Origin of the sequence: Mesorhizobium sp. B2-7-3, assembly GCF_006440715.1 — a bacterium.
GTDB classification, from domain to species: Bacteria; Pseudomonadota; Alphaproteobacteria; order Rhizobiales; family Rhizobiaceae; genus Mesorhizobium; species Mesorhizobium australicum.
The window spans coordinates 417,082-440,366 of sequence record NZ_VFTY01000005.1 but is presented as its reverse complement, the minus strand read 5'-3'; the positions used below and the strand labels follow the sequence as shown (position 1 = coordinate 440,366).

General features: G+C 64.0%; 20 protein-coding genes and 2 tRNA genes. 14 read left to right on the top strand and 8 right to left on the bottom strand.

All coding sequences use genetic code 11. The annotated features are described in order from the left end of the window. Positions 1-7: 7 nt before the first annotated feature. Together FJW04_RS14675 and hemP are read right to left on the bottom strand one after the other, a co-directional pair. Positions 8-1,069: a hemin-degrading factor gene (locus FJW04_RS14675; protein WP_015317484.1), complete on the bottom strand. Its 1,062-nt coding sequence runs from the start codon at positions 1,067-1,069 to the stop codon at positions 8-10. A 23-nt stretch (positions 1,070-1,092) separates the two neighbouring features. Beyond that, the gene (hemP, locus tag FJW04_RS14670) at positions 1,093-1,299 is read right to left on the bottom strand and encodes a hemin uptake protein HemP (protein ID WP_015317483.1); all 207 of its coding nucleotides are present in this window, start codon (positions 1,297-1,299) and stop codon (positions 1,093-1,095) included. Positions 1,300-1,496: 197 nt separating this feature from the next. Between hemP and FJW04_RS14665 the strand changes: the two genes are divergently transcribed. The 4 genes from FJW04_RS14665 (at position 1,497) to FJW04_RS14650 (ending at position 5,632) form a co-directional block, all read left to right on the top strand. Then, positions 1,497-3,686: a TonB-dependent hemoglobin/transferrin/lactoferrin family receptor gene (locus FJW04_RS14665; RefSeq protein ID WP_140714900.1), complete on the top strand. Its 2,190-nt coding sequence runs from the start codon at positions 1,497-1,499 to the stop codon at positions 3,684-3,686. Positions 3,687-3,688: 2 nt separating this feature from the next. Continuing rightward, on the top strand, positions 3,689-4,126 hold the full coding sequence (locus FJW04_RS14660) for a hypothetical protein (protein WP_140714898.1): 438 nt from the start codon (positions 3,689-3,691) through the stop codon (positions 4,124-4,126). Between the two features lie 81 nt (positions 4,127-4,207). Further along, positions 4,208-5,260, top strand: coding sequence for a TonB family protein (locus FJW04_RS14655; RefSeq protein WP_348641975.1), 1,053 nt, complete (start codon positions 4,208-4,210; stop codon positions 5,258-5,260). A 57-nt stretch (positions 5,261-5,317) separates the two neighbouring features. Next, the gene (locus FJW04_RS14650; RefSeq protein ID WP_015317479.1) at positions 5,318-5,632 is read left to right on the top strand and encodes an antibiotic biosynthesis monooxygenase; all 315 of its coding nucleotides are present in this window, start codon (positions 5,318-5,320) and stop codon (positions 5,630-5,632) included. Between the two features lie 8 nt (positions 5,633-5,640). Here FJW04_RS14650 and putA read toward each other — a convergent pair whose 3' ends face one another. Further along, entirely contained in the window at positions 5,641-9,249 is a 3,609-nt protein-coding gene (gene putA / locus FJW04_RS14645) for a bifunctional proline dehydrogenase/L-glutamate gamma-semialdehyde dehydrogenase PutA (RefSeq protein WP_140714896.1), read from the bottom strand. 163 nt (positions 9,250-9,412) lie between these two features. Between putA and FJW04_RS14640 the strand changes: the two genes are divergently transcribed. After that, a complete protein-coding gene (locus FJW04_RS14640) occupies positions 9,413-9,865 on the top strand; it encodes an Lrp/AsnC ligand binding domain-containing protein (protein ID WP_015317477.1) in 453 nt (150 codons plus the stop codon). A 1-nt stretch (position 9,866) separates the two neighbouring features. Here the strand turns inward: FJW04_RS14640 and FJW04_RS14635 are convergent, their stop codons facing one another. Together FJW04_RS14635 and FJW04_RS14630 are read right to left on the bottom strand one after the other, a co-directional pair. Further along, a complete protein-coding gene (locus FJW04_RS14635; protein ID WP_140714894.1) occupies positions 9,867-11,066 on the bottom strand; it encodes a cytochrome c peroxidase in 1,200 nt (399 codons plus the stop codon). Positions 11,067-11,073: 7 nt separating this feature from the next. After that, entirely contained in the window at positions 11,074-11,523 is a 450-nt protein-coding gene (locus FJW04_RS14630; protein WP_041163818.1) for a FixH family protein, read from the bottom strand. A gap of 151 nt (positions 11,524-11,674) precedes the next feature. Between FJW04_RS14630 and FJW04_RS14625 the strand changes: the two genes are divergently transcribed. Beyond that, entirely contained in the window at positions 11,675-12,598 is a 924-nt protein-coding gene (locus tag FJW04_RS14625; RefSeq protein WP_140714892.1) for a sugar kinase, read from the top strand. 5 nt (positions 12,599-12,603) lie between these two features. Here FJW04_RS14625 and FJW04_RS14620 read toward each other — a convergent pair whose 3' ends face one another. From FJW04_RS14620 to FJW04_RS14610, 3 genes are all read right to left on the bottom strand, one after another. Continuing rightward, a complete protein-coding gene (locus FJW04_RS14620) occupies positions 12,604-13,626 on the bottom strand; it encodes an aldose epimerase family protein (protein WP_140616499.1) in 1,023 nt (340 codons plus the stop codon). 86 nt (positions 13,627-13,712) lie between these two features. Beyond that, positions 13,713-15,170, bottom strand: a complete 1,458-nt coding sequence (locus FJW04_RS14615) for an NAD-dependent succinate-semialdehyde dehydrogenase (RefSeq protein ID WP_140661079.1) — start codon at positions 15,168-15,170, stop codon at positions 13,713-13,715. Between the two features lie 183 nt (positions 15,171-15,353). Continuing rightward, positions 15,354-16,304 (bottom strand): AEC family transporter, encoded by a 951-nt coding sequence (locus tag FJW04_RS14610; RefSeq protein ID WP_140714890.1) that lies wholly within the window; start codon positions 16,302-16,304, stop codon positions 15,354-15,356. A 469-nt stretch (positions 16,305-16,773) separates the two neighbouring features. On the opposite strand from FJW04_RS14610, the gene FJW04_RS14600 reads away from it, so the two are divergent. The 8 genes from FJW04_RS14600 (at position 16,774) to FJW04_RS14565 (ending at position 23,275) form a co-directional block, all read left to right on the top strand. Next, positions 16,774-17,322, top strand: a complete 549-nt coding sequence (locus FJW04_RS14600) for a histidine phosphatase family protein (protein WP_015317470.1) — start codon at positions 16,774-16,776, stop codon at positions 17,320-17,322. A gap of 229 nt (positions 17,323-17,551) precedes the next feature. Continuing rightward, positions 17,552-17,625, top strand: a tRNA-Tyr gene (locus tag FJW04_RS14595). Between the two features lies 1 nt (position 17,626). Next, positions 17,627-17,691 (top strand) — tRNA-Met (locus tag FJW04_RS14590). Positions 17,692-18,048: 357 nt separating this feature from the next. Continuing rightward, positions 18,049-19,191, top strand: a complete 1,143-nt coding sequence (locus tag FJW04_RS14585; protein WP_181172937.1) for a slipin family protein — start codon at positions 18,049-18,051, stop codon at positions 19,189-19,191. A 175-nt stretch (positions 19,192-19,366) separates the two neighbouring features. After that, the gene (locus tag FJW04_RS14580; RefSeq protein ID WP_010909964.1) at positions 19,367-19,648 is read left to right on the top strand and encodes an acyl carrier protein; all 282 of its coding nucleotides are present in this window, start codon (positions 19,367-19,369) and stop codon (positions 19,646-19,648) included. A 55-nt stretch (positions 19,649-19,703) separates the two neighbouring features. Beyond that, positions 19,704-20,894: a beta-ketoacyl-ACP synthase gene (locus tag FJW04_RS14575; protein WP_140714888.1), complete on the top strand. Its 1,191-nt coding sequence runs from the start codon at positions 19,704-19,706 to the stop codon at positions 20,892-20,894. Positions 20,895-20,938: 44 nt separating this feature from the next. Beyond that, the gene (locus FJW04_RS14570; RefSeq protein ID WP_140714886.1) at positions 20,939-22,210 is read left to right on the top strand and encodes a beta-ketoacyl-ACP synthase; all 1,272 of its coding nucleotides are present in this window, start codon (positions 20,939-20,941) and stop codon (positions 22,208-22,210) included. A 36-nt stretch (positions 22,211-22,246) separates the two neighbouring features. Then, the gene (locus tag FJW04_RS14565) at positions 22,247-23,275 is read left to right on the top strand and encodes a zinc-binding dehydrogenase (RefSeq protein WP_140714884.1); all 1,029 of its coding nucleotides are present in this window, start codon (positions 22,247-22,249) and stop codon (positions 23,273-23,275) included. The last annotated feature ends 10 nt before the right edge of the window (positions 23,276-23,285 follow it).

The window sequence follows — 23,285 nt, the reverse complement described above, 5'->3', positions numbered from 1 at the left end:
ACTCTCCTCAGGCTGCCGTCGGGTTCGGAATGCGCGGCAGGTGCTCGGCCAGAAAACGCCAGTCCTCGCGCTCGCTTTCGCCTTCATGGCGCTTGCCGAAGAACTGGATGATCATGTCGCCATTGGCGGCATAGACCTCGAGCGATGTGACATGGCCGTCCTTGGTCGGCTTGCGCACCGCCCAGACTTCATGGATGTGGTCGGTGCGCAGGTGCAGGTGGAAGGTCTCGTCGAGCACGTTGATCCACGGCCCCATGGGCTTGATCGATTTGATCGGCCCGGAGTGGATCTGGATGCAGCCGCGGTTGCCCACGAAGCACATGATCGGCATCTCGCTTTCGGCGGCGTGATGGAACATGGCGCGCACCGCGTCATTGTCGAGCAGCCAGGCGTAGTCCTGGCCAACCATGCGCACTGCCTGGCGGCGGCTGAGCTTCAGCGTCTTCAGCATGCCGAAGAACTGGTGCACGTCCGTCAGCCGGCTCCAGCGATCACGCAGGTCGTCCAGGCTCGCCGTCGATGCCCCGGCCTCGCTTTCCTCATCGAGAACCGTCCCTGAAATGTCGATCGTCGGCTCCTGGTTCGGCGATTCCAGCGAGGCGACCAGTTTCTGGTAGGCATGGAGGCTGGAGGCCGGGCGCAGATGCACCTTGTGCACCGCGTCGCCGGCCGCATCGAAGAACTGCAGGCTGCGGCGGATGTCGTCGCCGTCGCGCTTCTCCACGGCAAAGCCATGCGCCCAGATTTTCGGAAAAATGCGCAGGTCGATGTTCTCGCCGAGCACCATGGCATTGTGATTGCCGGTGACGACCTTGTCATAGACGCCGATCTTCTCGTGCACGGCGCTTTCGTTGCGGGTCAGCGCCATCACCTCGCCAACGGCCTCGAGACCGGTCAGAAGGTCGTTGACGCGCGGTTCGACGCGGACGACGCCGTCGCCGCAATGCGCGGCCACCAGCTCGGCCTCCGAAATGCCGAGCTGGGCGGCGAGGTCACGCTCGCGCGCTTTCGGATTGTCGGTCCGGGCCCGCCGGATTTCATGCGGAGCGGGTTTTACGCGCTGGTCCATGTCTTTACCCCTGATGCCTTGCCTTACTTGTTGAGAATGAGCTTGCCCTGGCGGGTGATCTTCAGCCGGTAGAGCGCGCCATGATGCTCGATTCCGATTTCGTGCTCGCCCTGGAACAGCGTGTTGCTGGACAGCGTCCGCACCGCCAGCGAGACCCGATCGAAACGGGTGGAGGTATCGTCGGAACGGCGGACGCGATAGCGAAACTCGTTGGGATTGTGCGTGTTCATCTGGGTCGATCCCTTTCCTGTGCCGGGCATCTGGCTAGGCGTTGCGAATTGCCGATTCATTCTTGACTTGAATAATCATGTTTACTAGTCAGTGCAATACCGGACTAAATGAGTCAACATTTAAGATGCCGGATACGATCAAAATGCCAGCAAGCCCCGGGCCAGCCAGCATGGAACCTGGGATTTGGAGTTGGGGCATGGGGTTGATAAGTTGGGAACGGCGCCGTCGGTGGGCGGCGAACGGTGCGGCGGCTTTGCTCGCAAGCGTGGCGGCGATCGCTCTATCCGCGCCATCGGCGCACGCGCAACCTGCGACGCAGGCGGCGAGCGAGCAGACGGATCAATCGAAGAAGACTGACCAGCAAAAGGCAGCCCCCGCGGGCGCTACGTTGCTCGACAGGATCCTGGTGCTCAGCCGCACCGGCGAAACGGCGATACAGTCGCTGGCCTCGGCCAGCCATGTCGACCAGGAACAGCTCGATCGCCGCATGGCGACAACGCCGAACGAGATGCTTTTCGGTGTGCCTGGCGTCGCTGCGCAGGCCGACGCCAGGCGCGTCAGCACCAGCATCAACATCCGCGGCCTGCAGGATTTCGGCCGCGTCGCGGTGATCGTCGATGGCGCGCGCCAGAATTTCCAGCGTTCCGACCACGGCACCCAGTCGACCTTCTACATCGATCCCGAGCTCGTCAAATCCGTCGACGTGATCCGTGGTCCCGTCGCCAACACCTATGGCTCGGGCGCTATTGGCGGCGTCGTCTTCTTCGATACCAAGGATGCGGTCGATGTCCTTATGCCCGACGAGACCTGGGCCGGTTCCGTCACCGGACGCTACGAGAGCAACGGCAAGGGCTGGACCACCAGCGCCACCGGTGCCTATCGCATCAATGAGAACTGGGACGTGTTGGGCAACATCGTTTACCGCGACTACGACAACTACAAGGACGGCGACGGCGACACCGTCAACGGCACCGGCTTCGACGTGCAGAGCGGCCTGTTCAAGACGACCATCCGGCCAACCGAGAACAGTGAGCTCAAGCTCGGCTGGGTCGGTTCGAGCGACGGCTGGGACGAGACCAGCGGCGGCGTGCCGGTCAACGATGTCGACCTGAAGTCGAACACCTTCACGGCCCGCTACAACATCACGGACGAAGACAAGAGCTGGCTCGATCTCCACATCAACACGTCCTACAACAAGACCAATCTCGACCTGACCAGTCTCGCGCCGCAGAACCGCTTCGATCCGGTGACCGGTCTTCCCGTGGTGCTGCCGGCAGGATCACTGTCGACATTCGATGTCGGCACGACCGGCATCGATATCTGGAACACGTCGCGGTTCGAAACGAACGGCATCGCGCATGAACTGACCTATGGCGGCGATTGGGTCGGCGACAACGTCAAGACGGGTGGCGCGGCCGGGGGCGACAGTTTCTACACGCCGTCGGGCAAGCGCAACGTGTCCGGCGCCTACGTCCAGGACAAGCTCACCTGGGACTGGCTCGAAGTCGTCGCTGGCCTGCGCTACGACAGCTACGGCCTGAAGGATGACATGCATGATATTTCCGGCGACAGGCTATCCCCGCGCGTCACCGTCGGTGTCTCGCCGTTCGAGAGCGCCGGGCTTGCCGGCCTGCAATTCTACGGCACTTATGCGGAAGGCTACCGCTCGCCCTCGATCACGGAAACGCTGATCAGCGGCAATCATCCCGCCGGCGTCAGCTTCCCGTTCCTGCCCAATCCAAATCTGCGGCCCGAAACCGGCAAGACGACCGAGTTCGGCGTCAACTACAAGCAGAACGACATCTTCGAGCCGGGCGACGCCTTGCGCCTGAAAGCAGCCTATTTCAACAACGATGTCGACGACTATATCGACGGCGTAACGCTGTCGCCGTTCGCTCCAGGCAGTGGCTGCCCCTTCGGCCCCGGAATCCCGATCTGCTTCCAGTATCAAAATTTCGCCAAGGCCAAGATCAACGGCTTCGAGCTGGAGGGCGTCTATGACGCGGCATGGGGCTATGCCGGCCTCTCGGCCTCGATCACGGATGGCCACACCGTTTCCTACAAGGGTGTGGAAGCCGACCTCGCCACTATCCCCTCCTCTCAGGTCACCGCTCAGCTTGGCCTGCGTTTCCTCGAGGACAAGCTGACCGTCGGCGGTGAGGTGCAGTATAACGGCAAGCCTAAGGGCAATGCCGTCGCGACGGACTACACGCTGATCAATGCTTTCGCCAGCTATCAGGCGACCGACAATCTGAAAGTCGATTTCCGCGCCGACAATCTGTTCGACGTCAAATACGCCAATCCGCTGAACGGCAGCACCACGGTTGCGGTCTACGAACCCGGTATCACGCTGAAGCTGGCGGCAACCATGCGCTTTGGAGGCTGACCATGACGCCCTTGACGGCATCCCTTCGTCTGCTGACCTCGACGCTGGCGATGTCGCTGACGACAATTCCGGCGTGGGCTGAGCAGTCCGCGCCGGTCCTGACCCTCGAACTCAATGCCGCGCAGCCTTCCGACAAGGGCTGCCGGCTGACCTTCCTGGTCAGCAACAATCTCGGCGCCGACCTGACCAAGGCGGCGTTCGAGATCGCCCTGTTCAACGAGGCCGGCATCGTCGACCGGCTGACAGTGCTCGACTTCAAGGACCTGCCGGCCGGCAAAACCAAGGTGACACGCTTTGACCTGGCCGGCACCGACTGCACCAAGGTCAGCCGCGTGCTGGTCAACAGCGGAACGGATTGCGCTGGCACGGGCGTCGAACCAACTGCCTGCATGCGCAAGCTGAAGACGGACACCAGGACCGGCATCGCTTTCGGCGTCTGAAGTGGGACCGCATAAGAAAAGACCGTGGCAGGGCCGCTGGCCGGCTTCGATTGCTTACCGGTTGAGGCAGCCGATCTTGATTTGACAAGTCTGCGCGTATCGCTGCAATTTCGCCCCCGCGACATGCAGGAAATCAGTCCACTCCCCGACGCTGGCAGCGAGTTGGCAATAGCGCCGGCAGAGCGACTTGCCCAGGCACGACCGCAAGCCAGCAACGGCAAGTGGCAGGCTGCGATCGCCATCTCCTGCCTGGTCCATGCCGGCGTGGCGGCGGCTTTTCTGATCTCGTCCGCCGGCAAGTTCGATTCGAGGGAGACAGAGCAGCCGGAAGGCGGCGATCACAAAGGTGACAAGGTCGCCGGCAGTGCATTGGACAAGGACCCGGCGGCAATGAATGTCACGCTGGTGCCGCCCCCGCCGACGGCCAAGCCTCATCCGGCAAAGGCGGCCAGACCGGCGCCGACCGCACCTTCACAGCCCGCGCAGGAACCGGTGACACACGCTCCCGAGCCTGCCCGTGACGCCGCGAAGCAGGCTTCGGAGCCCTCGGCGGAACCGGTCAAACAGCCCGTGGCCACGCCGGACATACTGGTGGCGGCAACCCCGCGCCCGGATGACCAGAGCGTGGCTGCCAGGACAGAAACGCCGGCACAGCCGAACGCCCAGGCCGAAACCACCGAAATTCCTGTCACCGTTCCGGACCAACCGCCGATCCCCGTTGCAAGGCCAACTCCGGCGGCTGCCCCTGCCACTGCTGGAGCAGCGAATGAACGGAGCGGCACGGCCGATGGCCAGGACCGGCTGGCGGAAGCGGCCAGCAAGGGCAAAAGGCAAAAAGACCAAGGCAGCGCCGCGGAAGACAGCTACCGCGGCAACGTCTTTCGAAAACTCGGCAGCGTCAATCGTACTCTCCCGCCTTCGCTGCAACTGGCCGCGCGTAACAATGCGGTTGTGGCATTCGCCATAGGCAGGAAGGGCGACATAGACCAGTTGCGCATTCTGGAAAGCTCAGGATCGCCGACTTTCGACGAGGCCGCGCTTGGCATCGTGCGCAAGGCCGCTCCCTTCCCTCCAATTCCGTCACAGGCATCGAACCCGAGCTTGGAGTTCGAGGTCGGCATCGGCCCGTTTTGACTAGGCCCGGGACAAACGTTGCGGCGCAACCATCAACATCCGCGTGAAAGGGACCCCATGTACATCGCCATGAACCGCTTCAAGGTCCAGACCGGCTCGGAGGGCAACTTCGAAGCCATGTGGAAGAACCGCGACTCCAGCCTGGCCGAGATGAAGGGTTTTCGCGAATTTCACCTGCTGCGCGGCCCGGTCAACGAGACCGAGGGCTACACGCTGTTCGCGTCGCACACGGCGTGGGCAAGTCACGATGATTTCGTCGCCTGGACCAAGTCGGAGAACTTCCGCGCCGCCCACCGGAATGTCGGCACGACGAAAGTCCACTATCTCGGCCACCCGCAATTCGAGGGCTTTTCCGTCGTCGAGGGCGCGTAGATGCCGACCTATGCGGCGGCCAAGAGGCTGGCATTGCCACCCGCGGCGGTCGTGTCGACGCAGACCGCCCGCTCATGCGCATAAGCCGCCGGATAAAGCACCTCGCTGACCAGCGGGACGATCGGCCCGCTGCGCTCGGCGATGACCTTGCGCACGATGCGCGCCGCCTCGGGCGTGCCTGAAAAAGCAACCACATCGACGCGCAGCGAGCGCGCCTCGACAGGATCGGGGCGGCCGTCGATGGCCGCCAGCGGCAGGCCTTTGCCGGTCAATGCCGAGAGCGCCGCCGGTGCACCCGGCGCAACAGCCAGCACCGCATTGCCGGCGGCGAGCGCCTGGATGGTCTGCGCCAGCAGCGTGTCGCCGTCCGGCCCCAAGCACAGCACCCGGCCGCGCGGCGACAGCGACAGCGTGTTGGCCTCGCCGGTCGGCCCGGGCAGATCGACCTGGCCGAAATCAATGCTGGCGGCGGCACCGATCGCGGCCGCGCCCTTGCCGCGAAGATGCTTCCTGAGGATGGCGACCCGGTCCGGCCGCGTCGACCAGCCGCCGAGAGCGGGATCGGGCAGATTGTCGGCCAGTTCGGTCGCCGTCACCTTATGGCCTTCGCCGACTTCCGTGCCCGCTTCAGGCCCTTTGCGGAAACGCCTGAGATAGTGCGGCCCGCCGGCCTTTGGCCCGGTGCCGGACAGGCTTTCGCCGCCAAATGGCTGCGAACCGACGACAGCGCCGATCTGGTTGCGGTTGACATAGATGTTGCCGGCATGGATGCCGTCGACGAAATGCTGCACCCGGCCCTCGATACGGGTGTGCAGGCCGAAGGTCAGGCCGTAGCCCTTGCGGTTGATGGCGGCGATGACGCTGTCGATCTGGTCGGCGTCGAAGGTCGCGACGTGCAGCACCGGACCGAACACTTCGCGCTCCATCTCCTCGATGCCCTTGACCCGGAAGACATGCGGCGCGACGAAGCGGCCATCCTTGGGCGCCTCAAGTTTAGCGATCAGCCGGCCCTGCAGGCCCATCGTCGTGCAATAATCGCGGATCGAACTTTGCGCGTCATCGTCGATCACCGGACCGACATCGGTCGAAATCCGCCAGGGATCGCCGACATTGAGCGCCTCCATGGCGCCTTTCAGCATCTCCAGCATCTTCTTCTCGACGTCTTTCTGGACATAGAGCACGCGCAACGCCGAGCAGCGCTGGCCGGCACTCTGGAAGGCCGACGCGAGGATGTCACGCACCGCCTGCTCAGGAAGTGCCGTGGAATCGACGATCATGGCATTGAGGCCGCCGGTCTCGGCGATCAGCATGGCGTCCGGCGCCGCGGTCTCGGCCAATTGCTTTTCGATCAGCTTGGCGACCTCGGTCGAGCCGGTGAAGCAGACGCCGGCAATACGCGGGTCCGCTGTCAGCGGACCACCGACCGACGGGCCGTCCCCGGGCAGGAGTTGGATGACGTCTTCCGGCACGCCGGCCTCGCGCAGCATCTCGACGGCGCGGAAGGCGATCAGCGGGGTCTGCTCGGCTGGCTTGGCGATCACTGAATTGCCAGTGACAAGTGCTGCCGCGATCTGGCCGGTGAAGATGGCGAGCGGGAAATTCCACGGCGAGATGCAGACGATGGCGCCGCGCGCTTGCGTGCCCGTTTCGGCGTTCGCCGCCTCGGTGGCGTAATAGCGCAGGAAGTCGACCGCCTCGCGCACTTCGGCGACGCCGTCGGCCAGCGATTTGCCGGCCTCGCGCGTGGCGAGCGCGAAGAACTCGACGGCATTGGCCTCGTAAAGATCGGCGGCACGGTTGAGGATAGCGGCACGCTCGGCGACCGGGCGTTTTGCCCACGCCGGCTGCGCCTCGACAGCGATGCGCACGGCGGTTGCGACCTGCTTGGCGGCGGCCTCGTGAACCGTGCCGACCACCTCGGAAGGCTTTGCCGGATTGAGGATCGGGCGCTGCTTGCCGTAGCCGGCGGCGCGCGTGATCGGCTTGGCGTGCCAGCGATCGGGACCCGCAAATGCCGCTCTGGCCTGCTCGATCGCCGCCAGCGTCACCGTGTCGGTGATGTCGAATCCCTTCGAGTTGCGGCGCCCGATCCCAAAGATCTGGGAAGGCCGGGCAATCGCCGGATTGGCGGCGGGACCCTGGCTTTCAACCGTTTCCAGCGGATCGCGTGCGATATCCTCCGGCTCGACCTCCTCGTCGGTCAATTGGTGCACGAAGGAGGAGTTGGCGCCGTTTTCCAGGAGCCGGCGGACCAGATAGGCCAGCAGGTCCGAATGCGCGCCGACCGGCGCATAGATACGGCAACGCGTGCCTTCGGCCTTGCGCACCGTTTCGTGCAAAGCCTCGCCCATGCCATGCAGGCGCTGGAATTCGAAGGTGTCGCGACTGTCAGCCATCGACAGGATGGCGGCGACGGTGTGCGCGTTATGGGTGGCGAACTGCGGATAGATGCGGTCGGTCATGCCAAGCAGCTTTTTCGCGCAAGCCATGTAGGAGACGTCGGTGTTGGCCTTGCGCGTGAACACGGGATAACCGGCAAGCCCGAGTGTCTGCGCCCGCTTGATCTCCGTGTCCCAATAGGCACCCTTGACCAGCCGGACCATGATGTTGCGATTATGCTTGTTGGCCAGGGCATAGAGCCAATCGATGGTGAAAGCCGCGCGCGGACCATAGGCCTGCACGACGACGCCAAAGCCGTTCCAGCCGGCGAGTTCCGGCTCGGCCAGCACCCGCTCGATCACGTCGAGCGACAGGTCGAGACGATCCGCCTCCTCGGCGTCGATGTTGAGCCCCATCCGCGAATGCCGTGCGGCCAGGGCCAGCGACAACAGCCGCTCGGCCATCACAGGCAGCATCTCTTCCTTTTGCGCTTCTTCGTAGCGGGGATGCAGTGCCGAAAGCTTGACGGAGATGCCATGGTTCTGGCGGATATCTGGCCCGTTCGAGCCAGCATCGAGCGAGGAAATGGCGTCGGCATAGGCCTTGTGATAGCGCAGCGCGTCCGCCTCGGTGCGGGCCGCCTCGCCCAGCATGTCGAAGGAGTAGAGGTAACCCTTCTGCGTCATTGGCCGGCCGCGCTTGACGGCTTCCGCGATCGTGCGGCCAAGCACGAACTGCTCGCCCATCTCGCGCATGGCGGCGGCCACTGCCTTGCGGATGACCGGTTCGCCCAGCCGGCGCACCATCGAACGCAGCGTGCCTTCGATACCGCCCTCACCTTCATCGAGCACGCGGCCGGTTAGCATCAGCGCCCAGGTCGAGGCGTTGACGAAGATCGAACTCGAACCGCCCGAATGCGCCGACCAGTCGTGCGGCGCGATCTTATCGGCGATGAGATCGTCCATCGTCTCTGTGTCGGGTACGCGCAGCAGCGCCTCGGCCAGGCACATCAGCGCCACGCCTTCCTTGGTGGAGAGGCCGTAGGCCGAGAGGAAGACTTCCATCAGCCGGGGATCGGACGAACCGCGCACCGCCCGCACCAGGTCGGCCGCACGCGCCGAGATCGCCTTACGGTCTCCGGCCGAAAGCCCGGCCGCCTCGGCTAATCGCTTAACCGCTGCGTCTTCGTCGGGCAAATAATTGGCGCGGATCTGCTGGCGGATGGCGTCGAGCGGCATGGCGGTCCTATGAGCAAGCACAAGGGAACGGGCCGGCGGTCACCGGACCGAATGGCGCAAGCTAGCACAAGTGCCAGATTTCAGGCGGTCTGAAAAAATCGACAGGGCAGCTCAATTGATCTATCATGTTGCCGAAAAATTGCTCATTCGGGCTGCAGTTTCGATGACAGAAGATCAATTGGACCGCATCGACAGGAACATCCTGTCGGCACTGGCCGGCAATGGCCGGCTTTCCATGTCGGAACTGGCGGTCAAGGTCGGCCTGTCGAAGACACCGGTGCAGGCGCGGGTGAAGCGGCTGGAGAAGGACGGCTATATCAGGGGATACCAGGCGATCATCGACCGCGAACGCATGGGCGAAGGCCATGTCGCCTTCGTGCAGGTGAAATTATCGGACACCCGATCCGCCGCGCTCGATGCCTTCAACCGCTCCGTACAAGCCGTGCCGGAAATCGAGCAGTGCCACATGATGGCGTCGAGCTTCGACTATCTCCTTAAGGTCCGCACGAAGGACATCGCCGCCTATCGCCGCGTGCTCGGTGAGCGCATCTCCGCCCTGCCCCACGTCGCCCAGACCTCGACCTTCGTGGCGATGGAGACGGTCAAGGACAGGTAACCTATTCCGATAGCGTCTTCAGGAACGCCACCAGTGCGGCGCGCTCGCGGTCCGAGAGCTCCAGCGGGTGAATTTCAGAACTGCCCTCGACGCTTGGCGCAGCCTTGGCATAGTGAGCGACGACCTCGTCGAGCGATGAAAACTGCCCGGCGTGCATGTAAGGCGGCCGCGTCGCCGCACCGCGCAGCGACGGCGTCTTGTAGGCGCGCACAAGTTCCGGCGCATCCTTGACCATGAAGCGCAGCTCGCCGCAGGCACTGGCCTCGCCATCGCGATAGGCTCCGAAGCAGTTGAACGGGTCGGCCTTGACCTGGGCCACCGCATCGACGCGCCCACGATCCGCCGGCAGGCCGGCAGCAGGCGGTACACCCGTGTTGTGAAAACCGTTGTCGCTGAAGCGCGGGCCGTTGTGGCAGCTCACGCAATTGGCCTTGCCGACGAACAGTTTCAACCCAAGGATTTCCTCCGTGGAAAAGACGGCATCGCCTTTCGGCTCGGCGCCTGTCGCAAGGTCCAGCGCAAAGCGGTCGAAGCGTGTCGGTGCCGGCTCGATCGAGCGTTCGAAAGCGGCGATCGCCTTGCCGATATTGGCATAGACGCCGTTGATTGCGTCGCGCTGCGCATCGCTCATCGCGTTCCAGGCGGTTTTTTCGGCATCGCTTCCAAGCGGGCTGGCATTTGGCGGAATGCTGGACAAATCAGGCAATGGCCCGAAGATGCGCTCATAGCGTTCGCCGAAACGCGCCTTCATGTAATGCGCGTAGGCAGCACGGTTTCCCGCCTGTTCCAACGGGTTTTCGAGCGGTGTCAGCGCCTGCGCCCACAGGCTGTCGCGCCGTCCATCCCAGAAGAACCAGGGGTCGCGCGCCACGCCGGCCAGCGGCATGGTGCGCCGGTTGGTGTGGCCGACTCCGACCGCCTGCGGCAGGTCGTCCTGGAACTGCCGGTCGATCTTGTGGCAGGTCGAGCAGGACACCGTACCGTCGCGGCTCATCCCGACGTCGAAGAACAGCGTCGAGCCGAGCGCCGCCGCGGCCGGCTCATCGGCGAAGCGGTTGGTGGTATCAGGCTTCAGCGCCGGCAGCGTATTCAGCGCGAGCGATGCAATCGTCTTCTTCTCGGCATCGGAAAAATCCGGCTTGCCGCAACCGGCAAGGATGGCTGCCACCGTCAGTGCCAAAAAGCAGAAAAAGCGCCTCATCGACCGCTCACAGCACCACGTTGAACAGCACAGTGTCGGAGCCCGCGCCGGACGATATGGCGAAACGCAGTTGCCACCAGCCGCTCATGGTGAATTTCACCCCTTCGATGCGGTAGCGTCCCTCGCCTAGATAGTCGGTCGCCTGCGGGCTGGTCGGCAGACCGTGATTGTGTTGCGGCATGCCACCGGAGATGGCAATCGCGGCTCGCTCCACCGAGGCCCCCGTCTTTGTCTTCAGCGTCAGAAGCCAGGATTCCAGTTCGCCCTGCCGCACGACGCCCCGTTCCGGCACGAAACTCGCTACGTACAACCCGTTGTCGGTTTTTTTCGTCCGCGAGACATCCGGGCCGGCGGGCTGTGCCGAATGCGGCGCGGTCAGATAAACGGCCGCGAGAACGCCGACCAGCAAAGCAGCCAGACCAAGACCTGCCAGGAGATAACGCCATAACGATGCCAAACCGGTTCCTCTTTCGCAGATAACGTCCTGCCGGGCGGATCGCATCCCGCCAGCCTGTGGGAAAACGCTGTGGCGGAAAAAAGCCTGCTTGCCAAGCATGGCGCTGCGTTCGGCAAAAAGCTACAGCACCGAAAGCACTGGAGGATTGCAGATGGTGGGAAACGGCGTCGCCTCGATCGGCGAATGCATGCTGGAACTGTCGGGCCAGACCGGGCCGAACTGGCGCATGGGCTTTGCCGGCGACACGTTCAACACGCTGTGGGCGCTGCATGCCCTAAGCGCTGACCGGCCGGCAACCTATGTCTCGGCCTTCGGCGACGACCCTTTCTCGCAGGGCCAGATCGACTTCTTAGCCGAAAACGGCATCGGCATCGGCTCCAGTCCGGTCATACCGGGCGCGCGCCCCGGCCTCTATGCCATCGCGCTGACCGGCGCCGAGCGCTCCTTCACCTACTGGCGCGGCGACGCCGCCGCCAGGCAGCTCGCCTCGGACCCGGCGGCACTGGCGAAAAACCTGGAAAATCAGGCGCTTGTGTACTTCTCCGGAATCACTTTGGCAATTCTCGATGAGGCCGCGCGCCAGACGCTGCTGGCCGCAGTGGCAAAGGCGCGCGCGGCGGGCTCGCTGATTGCCTTCGATCCCAACTATCGGCCGCGGCTCTGGCGTAACCGCGAGGACGCGCAAGCAGCGATTGCCCGGGCGCTTGCGGTTACCGACATCGCGCTGCCGACGTTCCCGGACGAGCAGATGCTGTTCGGCGATGACACACCGCAGGCGACCGCCGAGCGCCTCGGGCAATTGGTCAAGGAGGTCGTGGTCAAGAACGGCGAGGCACCGGCGTTGATTGGCAAGGGTGGAGCGCTGCGGGAGGTCGCCGCAATCCACGTGCCTGCGCCCGTGGACACGACCGGTGCCGGCGATTCCTTCAACGGCGGCTATCTCGCCGCACGGCTTGGCGGGATTGCCCCGGCGGACGCTGTCCAGCGTGCGCACCGCGTCGCCGCCGCCGTCGTGCAGGTCCGCGGCGCATTGGCGCCGTTCGAGACGCTACGGGCGGCGTTCGGCCAGTCCTGAAAAAGTCAGCCCTGCCGGAACCGATATTCCGTCACGTGGTGGTAGATCGCGCCAGGCCATAGCGTCGCCTGCGGGAAATACGGCCGGTTCGGCGCGTCGGGCCATATCTGCGGCTCCAGACAGAAGCCGCTGAAGGCCTTGTAACCCCGCCCTTCCAGGCCGGTGCGTGGCGTCACATATTGCCCGGTATAAAGCTGGACGCCGGGCTCGGTGGTCCAGACTTCCATCTCGATGCCGGAACTCGCCCCTTGCACCCAAGCTGCCTGCTTGAGCGGACCGCGCGCCGCGGCCAGGCAGAAATTCTGGTCGTAGGGTAACTGTTCGCCCTCGGTCTCCATGCGCAGCGGCCGCGCCTGGCGAAAATCGAAGGGCGTGCCGTCGACCGGCTTGACCACGCCGGTCGGGATCATGTCGCCGTCGACAGGCAGATAGGCGCCGGCGTTCAGCATCATCCTATGGTCGAGAATGTCGCCGGCACCGCCATCGTCGAGGTTAAAATAGGAATGCTGGGTGAGATTGCACGGCGTCGGCTCCTCGCAGGTCGCCGTCAGTTCGACGCTGAGCGTGCCGGGAATTTTCAGCCGGTAGGTGCAGGTAACGTCGAGCGCTCCGGGAAAGCCCATCGCGCCATCGGGATCATGCAGCGTCAGCGTGACGAAGTCCCTGCCATGCAGCGAAACCGTCCATGGCCGGTGGGAATAGCCTTGCGAGCCGCCATGCAGCGTATGCTTGTCCAGGAAGTTGCGCTCGGTCTGATAGCGGTTGCCGCCAATTGTGAAACGAGCGTCGCCGATGCGGTTGGCGTAGCGCCCAACCACCGCCCCGAAGAAGGCAGTATCTGTCTCATACGCTTCCAGAGTGCTGTAGCCGAGAACCAGCGGCGCGTCATGCCCGGCCAGGCGCAGGTCCTGGACGATGGCGCCGAGCCCGATGATGTTGGCGGTGAGGCCGCCGCCCCTGATCGTGAAGCGGCGGACCGGTTCGCCTGCCTGCGTCGTGCCGAAAACCTCGCCGTCCTTCATCATCATGCCCGCAAACGTCAGTGGATCCAAAGGACTTCGGCTGGTTCTTCAGCCTCGAGGCAGGTGTACGAGCCTGCCTCCGGACTAGCCTATCAGAGGCCGAGGCCGCCGATGCACACATATTTGGTATCGAGGTAATCCTCGATGCCCTGATGTCCGCCTTCCTTGCCAAGTCCGGATTCCTTGACGCCCCCGAACGGTGCTTCAGGTGTGGTGATCAGCCCTTCATTGACGCCAACCATGCCGTATTTCAGGCCTTCCATGACCCGGAAGGCGCGGCCGAGATCGCCGGTGTAGAAGTAGCAGGCAAGGCCGAACTCCGTGTCGTTGGCGAGCGCCACGGCCTCTTCCTCGGTCTCGAACTTGAACACGGGTGCGACCGGCCCAAAAATCTCTTCCTTCATAAAGCGCATTTTCGGCGTCGCGTTGGCGATGACCGTCGGCTGGAAGAACGAACCGCCGAGCGCGTGGCGCTTGCCCCCGGCGACGACCTTGCCGCCCTTTGCCGTGGCGTCGGCAATCAGCTCCTCGACCTTCTCGACCGCTTTCTCGTCGATCAGCGGCCCCTGCTGGACGCCCTCTTCCAGGCCGGAACCGACCTTCAGCCCGTTGCTGGCCGCGGCGAGTTTCTCGACGAACTTGTCATAGACGCCGGCCTGGACCAGGAAGCGGTTGGTGCAGACGCAGGTCTGGCCGGAATTGCGATATTTGGCAGTGATCGCGCCGGCCACGGCACGCTCGATATCGGCGTCGTCGAAAACGATGAACGGCGCGTTGCCGCCGAGTTCCATCGATACCTTCTTGACGGTCACCGACGATTTCTGGATCAGGATCTTGCCGACTTCGGTGGAGCCGGTGAAGGTGATCTTCTTGACCAGCGGATTGGCGCAAATCTCGTCGCCGATCTCACCGGCGGCGCCGGTCAGGATGTTGACGACGCCCTTGGGAAAGCCGACTTCCTCGGCAAGCGCCCCCCAGGCAAGGCCGGAATACGGCGTCTGCGAGGCCGGCTTGACGACGGCGGTGCAGCCTGCGGCAAGTGCGGGACCGAGCTTGCGGGCCAGCATCGAGGAGGGGAAATTCCACGGCGTGATGGCGGCGATGACACCGACTGGTTCTTTCGTCACCAGGATGCGGCGGTCCGCCCATGGCGAGGGCACGACATCGCCATAAGTGCGGCGGCCTTCTTCGGCGAACCACAGGATGTAGGCGGCAGCCGAACCGATCTCGCCCTTGGATTCGAACAGCGACTTGCCCTGCTCGATGGTGAGCAGTTCGGCCAGCACGTCCTGATTGTCCATCATCGCGTCATGAAGCTTGCGCAGCAGCTTCGAGCGCTCGAGCGCGGTCGTCTTGCGCCAGGTTTTGAAAGCTTCATCGGCGGCCTCGATGGCGCGGCGAGTTTCTGCCTTGCCCGACTTCGGTACGGTGCCGATCTTGAGGCCTGTAGCCGGATTGTTCACATCGACCGTCTGGCCGCTGTCGGCCTGCACCCATTCGCCGTTGATGAGATTGGCCTGCCGCATGAAATGGCTGGTTTTCTGAAGCATGGTCTAGCCTCCGTTCGGCGCTCACGGGCCGCTATCTGGATGTCTTCGGTAAAGCGCAGGCAGGGCCGCGCGCTGGAGCCATTGCTCTTAACCTAGGGAAAGCCCCGCAAGCAATCACAAGATGGCATATAGGGGTTGGACCAGCACAAGACGAGAGCGCGTTGGCGTACGGCGTCGCCAACCTTATCCGAAAACATGCAGGACAACCGTCAGCCAGAAAGCGGTGGTGATCGCCGCGCAGGCCGTGGCGATGGTCATCTGGTTCGATGCCAGCGCCTGGCCGGTGTTGAACTGCACCGCGATGAGATAGGAATTGATGCCGGAGGGCAGCGCCGCCACCACGACCGCCACCTTGGCGGTCAAGGGCGGCAGGCCGAGCAGCCAGACGAAGGCAAGAACCAGTGCCGGCATCAGGAACAGTTTGAGCGCCGAAAGCGCCAGCGCCGGCCGGACATTGCCTGATATCCCGAAGCGGCGCAGGCTGAGCCCCATGGCAAACAGCGCCACCGGCCCGGCCGTATCGGCCAATGCATCCACCAGGCGCATGGCGAGACCAGGCAGCGGCACGCCGCTGAGCCGCCATGCCAGCCCCAGGACAATGCCGATGATCAGCGGATTCATGAACAGCCGCCTGAGGAAACTTCTGATAACGCGCAAGGGATGCACGTGTTCGCCGCTGCCGCGCCCGAACATCTCGAACAGCACGATCGAAGCCATCATCATGATCGGCAGATGCACCGAGACCAGCAGCGACAGCACTTCGAAGCCGCTCGGACCGAATATGCCAAGGATGAAGGGAGCGCCGAGCAGCACGACGTTGGAGTAGGCAGACGACACCCCGCCGACGACCCCGGCGCGCGCATCGCGACCGAAGATCCGCGTGGTGACGACATGGCCGGCGGCCCAGGTGATCGCCACGGCGGTGAAATAGGCACCCCATAGCGGCCATGGCGCCACGCCATGAAAATCGGCATTGACCATGGTCTGGAACAGGAGCAGCGGCATTGCCACCGAGACCGCGAAGTCGGATATTGCCTCGCCGCTCGCCGGTCTCAAATAGCCCGTGAGCCCGGCGAGATAGCCGAGCGCGACAAGACTGAAGACGAACAGGACGGTTTCGGTAAGCGGAGACATTTTTCAGGGATAGGCGAGCCACGGTCGCGGCGCAATCGCGCCCGATCATGCTGCTCGATGCCTGCCGCACCAATCCGTTTCCTGCCGATGCCATCGTGCGGCGCGCGCCAAACCGCCTCGGCCGAGCCGATCGGAGCTGGCGGGCTGGAACCGGTGCGCGGCGCCAAGGCCCTCGGCAACGGGCAAAGGCCGATGCGAGCCTCGGCATTGTGATCGGCTTCGCCGCGGAACCGACCGTTCGGCGATGTATGGCGCCGCTGGTGAAAACAGCCCTACGCGGCGGCTCTGCCGCATCATCTCGCGGCGATGAAAGGTACCGAGTTCCGCTCGGTGATCGATCTGGTGAAGCAGCAGCTCGCCAAAAAGTGAGGCTTGAGACGCGGCTGACGCCCGGCTTGTCTTTGTGCCTGCTTTCCAATCCTTATATGCGAATGGTTGGAGCCCGACACGGGAGCATGGAAGGGTGGCGATGATCCGGTTAGCCTTGGCGTTGTTCCTGCTTGTCGTCCCCGCCGCCGCGCACGCGACGGACGCCGGCTGGGCGCTGCTGCGCGATGGCGGCCATGTCGTGCTGCTGCGCCACGCTATGGTCACCGGCACCACCGACCCGGCCAATTTCGACATCGGCAATTGCGCCACCCAGGTCAATCTATCGGCGCGCGGCAAGCAGCAGGCAAGCAAGATCGGCGCCCTGTTTGCCGCCCGCGCGGCTCCCATCGAGCGCATTTTGTCCAGCCGCTATTGCCGCTGCCTCGACACCGCGCGCACCGCCTTCGAGGCCGAGCCGGAGCTGTTCGCACCGCTCGATCTCCTGAAGGGTGACGATGCGCAGAAAGCAGCGCAGATCGCCGCCATCATGAAGGAAATCCGCGCCTATTCCGGCTCCGACAATCTGGTCCTGGTCACCCATCTCGAAAACATCGTGGCGCTGACCGGCGTGTCGCCGCGCGAAGGCGAAGCAGTGGTGGTCGAGCCGCAAGGCGACGGCTTGCGCGTACTCGGCCGCGTCACCTTCTGAGACAACTGCTCCCGAACGCGGGCGCGGCAATGAGTGTTGCCGAAATGCCACCGCCGAAAGAAGCCGCGAATTCGGCACGACAATGTCGCTTGCGACAACCCGTCGCAGGGGCTATAGGCGCGCTCCCGGTCACGAAAACCGAAGCGAGCACAACGGTTGGAGCTTTCGTCTCCGCCCGTGCAGACGGCTTTGCCGCCCTGTATACGGCGCCGCTTTGGGGATTGGGATCGCGGATGTAGCTCAACTGGGAGAGCGCCGGACATAATCCGGAGGTTGTGGGTTCGAGTCCCGTCGTCTGCACCACGGATAGCTCAGTTGGTAGAGCATCAGACTCATAATCTGATTGTCGAAGGTTCGATTCCTCCTCCATTGGCTCGATAAGCCAGCACCCTGCCAGGTGTTATCTGAAACGGTCCGGGGACTGGAATGCTGAAGACGTGACGGACGGCCGAGGCCTTCGGGCCAGGACGTATCGAAAGGTCCGATGCCATCGGCTCGCGGCCAGGCTCGCGGTGATGGTCAAGGCGCAGTGTCGCCGGCAAGGGAGGCTCGCCTCCGGCGCCCGCTTCGCTGCCCCGCGATCCGCTCCCGCAGGCCCGCCGCGCATCGATGCCACCAGTCCCCGGATCATTCGTGTCCGGAATTGGAAGCGAAACGAGAAACGAAGGGAAGATCGACGCATGACGTGACGCCTCGCATGGGGCCATGCCCGACAGGAGTAAGACAATGACTATTCTCGATACAGTTCTTGGGCGCGAGCGCGTCCTCGTTAGGGAAAACGAACGTGCCCTCACTCTCTACAAGGGAGAGATCAAGGCTGTCCTGCTGCCGGGTGAGCACTGGCTCGCCAACCGGAACCAGAGCCTTGAGGTGTCCCGGCACGATCTGAAGAGCCCGGAATTCGTTTCGGCGTACGAGAAGGCGTTGTTCGACAAGCTCCCGGACGTGGCCGCGCGTCATTTCACCGTCGTGCGCACGGGGCGCACGGAAGTTGCCGTCATCGAGCGTGACGGCAACCTGCATTCCGTGCAGGCCCCCGACCGTAAGCTGGTACTGTGGACCGATGCCGGACCGTGGAAGGTGACGGTGATCGACACCTCGGCCGATCTTGCCATCGATCCGGCTGTCATGCGCCGGCTCGGCCAGGCCCGGAAGGCGGAATTGATGTCCGTTCACCCGGTTGTCGACGGCCAGGCCGGGCTGCTGTTCATCGACGGTGTCCTTGTGCGGACGCTTGCCGCTGGCGTGCACGGCTTCTGGAACGTCGGACGGATGGTGCAGATCAAGGTCGTCGACCTCAAGCGCCAGTCGCTCGATGTCGCCGGGCAGGAAGTGCTGACCAGGGATCGCGTCACGATCCGCGTCAACATCGCGGCCGAATACCGGGTCATCGATCCGGTCAAGGCGGTGAGCGCGGTGAAGGACTTCTCCGAGTCCCTCTACCGCGCCCTGCAGTACGCGTTCCGCAAGACGCTGGGCGCGCTCACGCTCGACCAGATCCTCGAAAAGAAGGTGACGGTCGACGAGGAAGCGGCGGCCAAGGTCCGTGCCGACATGGCCGAGATCGGGGTCGAGGTCAGCGATATCACGCTCAAGGATGTCATCCTGCCGGGTGAGATGCGCGAGATCCTCAACCAGGTGGTTTCGGCCGAAAAGCAGGCCGAGGCCAACGTCATCCGCCGCCGCGAGGAGACGAACGCCACGCGTTCCCTGCTCAACACGGCCAAGGTGATGGCGGAGAACCCGGTGATGCTGCGGCTGAAGGAGCTCGAAGCTCTGGAAACCATCGCCGGCAAGGTCGAGCGACTGACCGTCCACAACGGAACGGGCGGGCTGCTGAACGACCTTGTCAAGCTCCGCGACAGCTGAGCTTACGTAGCGTCAACGGAAGGGCCACCGGGTCGACCGGCGGCCCTTCTTGCGTTTCCTGGGCATCCTACCCATCTGCGCCCGGCTTAACAGGCCTTTTCCTGCCGGGAAAAACCGATTAGACAGCGCCCAAACGAATGCGGACAGATTCCGCCCGCAAAGAAGGAAAAGCCCCTTGTCTACAACGTTCGACAAAGTCGCCAAGATCATTGCCGACACCAGCGAGATCGATATCGACACCATCACGCCCGAGAGCCACACCATTGACGATCTCGGCATCGACAGCCTCGACTTCCTGGACATCGTGTTCGCCATCGACAAGGAATTCGGCATAAAGGTGCCGCTGGAAAAGTGGACCCAGGAAGTCAATGACGGCAAGGCTTCGACCGACGATTACTTCGTCATGAAGAACCTGTGCGCCAAGATCGACGCGCTGGTTGCCGCCAAGACCGCCTGAGGTCATCAGGGCGCGTGACTTGACGCGCTCCGTCACCTGACCCACAAAGCCGCTCATGAGCAGCCCCCACGACGTCGTCATCACAGGTATCGGCCTTGTTTCCTCGCTGGGGGAAGGTCCTGACGCCCATTGGCAAAAGCTGGCGCAACCGGGCCGGGAGCCGGTGCTCGAGGCCGGGCGCTTCGCGCCCTACACGGTTCATCCACTGCCCGAGATCGACTGGAACCTGCAGATCGCCAAGCGCGGCGATCAGCGGCAGATGGAGACATGGCAGAGGCTCGGCACCTATGCAGCGGGCCTCGCGCTCGACGACGCCGGCATCAAGGGCAATGACGAACTCTGCACCACCATGGACATGGTTGTGGCGGCCGGCGGCGGCGAGCGCGACGAAGCGGTCGACGCCGACATTCTAGCCGCTTCGGAAAACCGCAACGACCGCGACGTGCTGCTCAACGAGAAGCTGACCACCGAATTGCGACCGACGCTTTTCCTGGCGCAGCTTTCCAATCTGCTCGCCGGCAACATCTCCATCGTCCACAAGGTGACCGGCTCGTCCAGGACCTTCATGGGCGAGGAAGGCGCTGGCGTCGCCGCCGTCGAGACGGCAGCCGCGCGCATTCGCTCCGGCCAGTCGACGCACATCCTGGTCGGCGGCGCCTTCCAGACGGAACATTCCGACATGCTGCTCGGCTACGAGCTGGCCGGTTACCTGCATCGCGGCCCGTGGAAGCCCGTCTGGCAAAGGCAGGGCGCCGAGGGCGGCGGCGTGGTCTCAGGTTCCGGCGGTGCCTTCCTGGTGCTTGAGCAGCGCGAACACGCGGCAAGCCGCGGACGCAAGATCTACGCTGAACTCGGCCCCGTCGTCTCCGGCCGCGCCAGGCGCGCGCGCGGAGAACTCGACGCCGAGATCGCTCTCCTGCTCAAACGGGCGCTGCTGCCGAACGGCAAGCTGCTCGCCATGTCGGGAGCATCGGGCGCGCATGCGGCAACATCGGCCGAAAAGGCGGCGCTCGACGCCAATCCGGCGATATCGGCGCGCGGTTTTACAACGTTGACCGGGCACATGAAGGAAGCGCAGTTTCCCTTCGCCGTAGCGCTGGCGGCACTCGCGGTCGACCGCAAGGCCGCCTACCCTGTCTTTGACGCCACGGCCGAAAAGCCGTTTGAAGGCATTCCCGCGAGCGTCCTTGCAACGGCGATCGGCTATCACCAATTCGAGGGCGTGGCGCTGGTCAACGCCGCTTGAGGCGGCGTCTGGCGAACGCACTGCAGAGATAAGAGGGCTCCCGGATGGCCAATTTCAGAGATCACATGGGCAGGCCCGTCGTTGCCGTTACCGGTATCGGGGTGGTGACCTCGCTCGGCGTCGGCAAATCAGACAATTGGGGCGCGCTGACCTCGGGCAAGTCGGGCATCCACCCGATCACCCGCTTTCCGGTCGATCACCTCAACACACGGATCTCCGGCATGGTCGATTTTCTGCCGTCGAGCTCCAAGGGAGCAAGCCTCCTCACCTATGAACTGGCGGAAACCGCGGCGCAGGAGGCTGTCGGCGAAGCCGGCCTGAATTCCGGCGATTTCGGCGGCCCTCTCTTCCTCGCCTCGCCGCCGGTCGAACTCGACTGGCACGACCGCTTTTCGCTCTACAATTCCGACAAGCAGGATTCCGGCGCCGAAAGGCTGCTGCGCGTGGCGCGCGGCCTGAAGGAACTCGATCTCTTCGAAACCACCCAGTTCGGCTCGATCGCCGACCGGCTCGCCGACCGGTTCGGTACGCGTGGCCTGCCGATCACGCTCTCGACGGCTTGCGCCTCGGGCGCCACCGCCATCCAGCTCGGCGTCGAGGCGATCCGCCGTGGCGAATGCGACCGCGCGCTGTCGATCGGCGCCGACGGCTCGGCGACCGCCGAGGCGCTGATCCGCTTCTCGCTGCTGTCGGCGCTCTCCACCCACAACGACAATCCGGAAAAGGCTTCCAAGCCGTTTTCCAAGGACCGTGACGGCTTCGTTTTGGCCGAGGGATCCGGCGCCCTGGTGCTGGAATCGCTGGAGGCGGCGCTTGCCCGTGGGGCCGCCGTTCTCGGCATCCTCAGCGGCTGTGGCGAAAAGGCCGACGATTTCCACCGCACGCGCTCCAAGCCGGATGGGTCGCCGGCGATTGCCGCTGTCCGGGCCGCACTTGCCGATGCGGGTCTCGGCGAAGACGAGATCGACTATGTCAACGCACACGGCACCTCGACGCCGGAAAACGACAAGATGGAACACCTGTCGCTGTCGACGGTGTTTGGCGAGCGCATCGGCTCGATGCCGATCTCGTCCAACAAGTCGATGATCGGCCACACGCTGTCGGCGGCGGGCGCTGTCGAAGCGGCGTTTTCGCTGATGACGATGCGCGAAAGCGTCATACCTCCGACCATCAACTATGACAATCCTGACCCGGCGATCGTGCTCGACGTCGTGCCGAACAAGAAGCGCGATGCGCAGGTTCGCTCCGTTCTGTCGAACTCCTTCGGCTTTGGCGGCCAGAACACTTGCCTTGTCATGGCGCGGGAACCGGTCTAAGCGAGCCCTTTCCGCTTAACAGAACCGACAGGCTCCATGCGCGCACTGCAACTTATCGAGGACCGCCGCCTTGAAACGGTGGACCTGCCACCCCCGCCGCCTCCCGCGCTTGGCGAAGTGACGCTGCGCATCAAGGCGGTGGCGCTGAACCACATCGACGTCTGGGGCTGGCGCGGCATGGCCTTCGCCAAGCGCAAGCTGCCGCTGGTCGTCGGCGCCGAGGCCTCCGGCGAGGTAGAGGCGGTCGGTCCCGGCGTTTCCAGCCTGCTGCCCGGACAATTGGTATCGATCTACGGCGCGCGCACCTGCGGCCTCTGTCGTGCCTGCCGCGAAGGCCGCGACAATCTGTGCGAGCATGTTTCGGGCGTTCACGGCTTCCATCTCGACGGATTCGCGCAGGAGAAAATCAACCTGCCGGCGCGCCTGCTGGTCCCCGCCCCGCCCGGTGTGACCGACATCGGGGCCGCCGTGGCGCCCGTTACCTTCGGCACCGTCGAGCACATGCTGTTCGACAATGCCAGGCTGGAACCCGGTGAGACGATCCTCGTCCATGCCGGCGGATCCGGCATCGGCTCGGCGGCCATCCAGCTGGCCAAGCGGATGGGCTGCACGATCATCACCACGGTCGGCTCGAACGACAAGATCGACAAGGCCAAGGCGCTCGGCGCCGACCATGTCATCAACTACCGCGACGATCGTTTCGAGGGCGTCGTGCGCAAGCTGACGAAGAAGAAAGGCGTCGACGTGGTGTTCGAGCATGTGGGCACCGACACCTTTGCCGGTTCGATGCTGTGCCTGAAGCGCGGCGGTCGCCTTGTGACCTGCGGTTCGACCTCCGGCGTGTCGACTCAGATCAACCTGATGCAGCTCTTCCAGCAGCAGTTGAAACTGCTCGGATCCTTCGGTTGCCGGATGGAGAACATGGCCAACGCCATGCAGAAGATGGCCGCTGGACAGGTCGCTCCGGTGATCGACACCGAGGTCGGCTTCGACGATATCGATGCCGCGCTGAAGCGCATGGAAGGCCGCGACGTTTTCGGCAAGATCATCCTGCGCGTCGCCTAGAGTCGGATGA

What these genes read in the sequence shown, in the direction of transcription:
- hemP (WP_015317483.1), bottom strand. Translation starts at nt 1,299, where the DNA reads ATGAACACGCACAATCCCAACGAGTTTCGCTATCGCGTCCGCCGTTCC.
- FJW04_RS14665 (WP_140714900.1), top strand. Translation starts at nt 1,497, where the DNA reads ATGGGGTTGATAAGTTGGGAACGGCGCCGTCGGTGGGCGGCGAACGGT.
- FJW04_RS14570 (WP_140714886.1), top strand. Translation starts at nt 20,939, where the DNA reads ATGGCCAATTTCAGAGATCACATGGGCAGGCCCGTCGTTGCCGTTACC.
- FJW04_RS14620 (WP_140616499.1), bottom strand. Translation starts at nt 13,626, where the DNA reads ATGATGATGAAGGACGGCGAGGTTTTCGGCACGACGCAGGCAGGCGAA.
- putA (WP_140714896.1), bottom strand. Translation starts at nt 9,249, where the DNA reads ATGCCGCTCGACGCCATCCGCCAGCAGATCCGCGCCAATTATTTGCCC.
- FJW04_RS14615 (WP_140661079.1), bottom strand. Translation starts at nt 15,170, where the DNA reads ATGCTTCAGAAAACCAGCCATTTCATGCGGCAGGCCAATCTCATCAAC.
- FJW04_RS14610 (WP_140714890.1), bottom strand. Translation starts at nt 16,304, where the DNA reads ATGTCTCCGCTTACCGAAACCGTCCTGTTCGTCTTCAGTCTTGTCGCG.
- FJW04_RS14625 (WP_140714892.1), top strand. Translation starts at nt 11,675, where the DNA reads ATGGTGGGAAACGGCGTCGCCTCGATCGGCGAATGCATGCTGGAACTG.
- FJW04_RS14575 (WP_140714888.1), top strand. Translation starts at nt 19,704, where the DNA reads ATGAGCAGCCCCCACGACGTCGTCATCACAGGTATCGGCCTTGTTTCC.
- FJW04_RS14640 (WP_015317477.1), top strand. Translation starts at nt 9,413, where the DNA reads ATGACAGAAGATCAATTGGACCGCATCGACAGGAACATCCTGTCGGCA.
- FJW04_RS14660 (WP_140714898.1), top strand. Translation starts at nt 3,689, where the DNA reads ATGACGCCCTTGACGGCATCCCTTCGTCTGCTGACCTCGACGCTGGCG.
- FJW04_RS14650 (WP_015317479.1), top strand. Translation starts at nt 5,318, where the DNA reads ATGTACATCGCCATGAACCGCTTCAAGGTCCAGACCGGCTCGGAGGGC.
- FJW04_RS14635 (WP_140714894.1), bottom strand. Translation starts at nt 11,066, where the DNA reads ATGAGGCGCTTTTTCTGCTTTTTGGCACTGACGGTGGCAGCCATCCTT.
- FJW04_RS14585 (WP_181172937.1), top strand. Translation starts at nt 18,049, where the DNA reads ATGACTATTCTCGATACAGTTCTTGGGCGCGAGCGCGTCCTCGTTAGG.
- FJW04_RS14565 (WP_140714884.1), top strand. Translation starts at nt 22,247, where the DNA reads ATGCGCGCACTGCAACTTATCGAGGACCGCCGCCTTGAAACGGTGGAC.
- FJW04_RS14600 (WP_015317470.1), top strand. Translation starts at nt 16,774, where the DNA reads ATGATCCGGTTAGCCTTGGCGTTGTTCCTGCTTGTCGTCCCCGCCGCC.
- FJW04_RS14675 (WP_015317484.1), bottom strand. Translation starts at nt 1,069, where the DNA reads ATGGACCAGCGCGTAAAACCCGCTCCGCATGAAATCCGGCGGGCCCGG.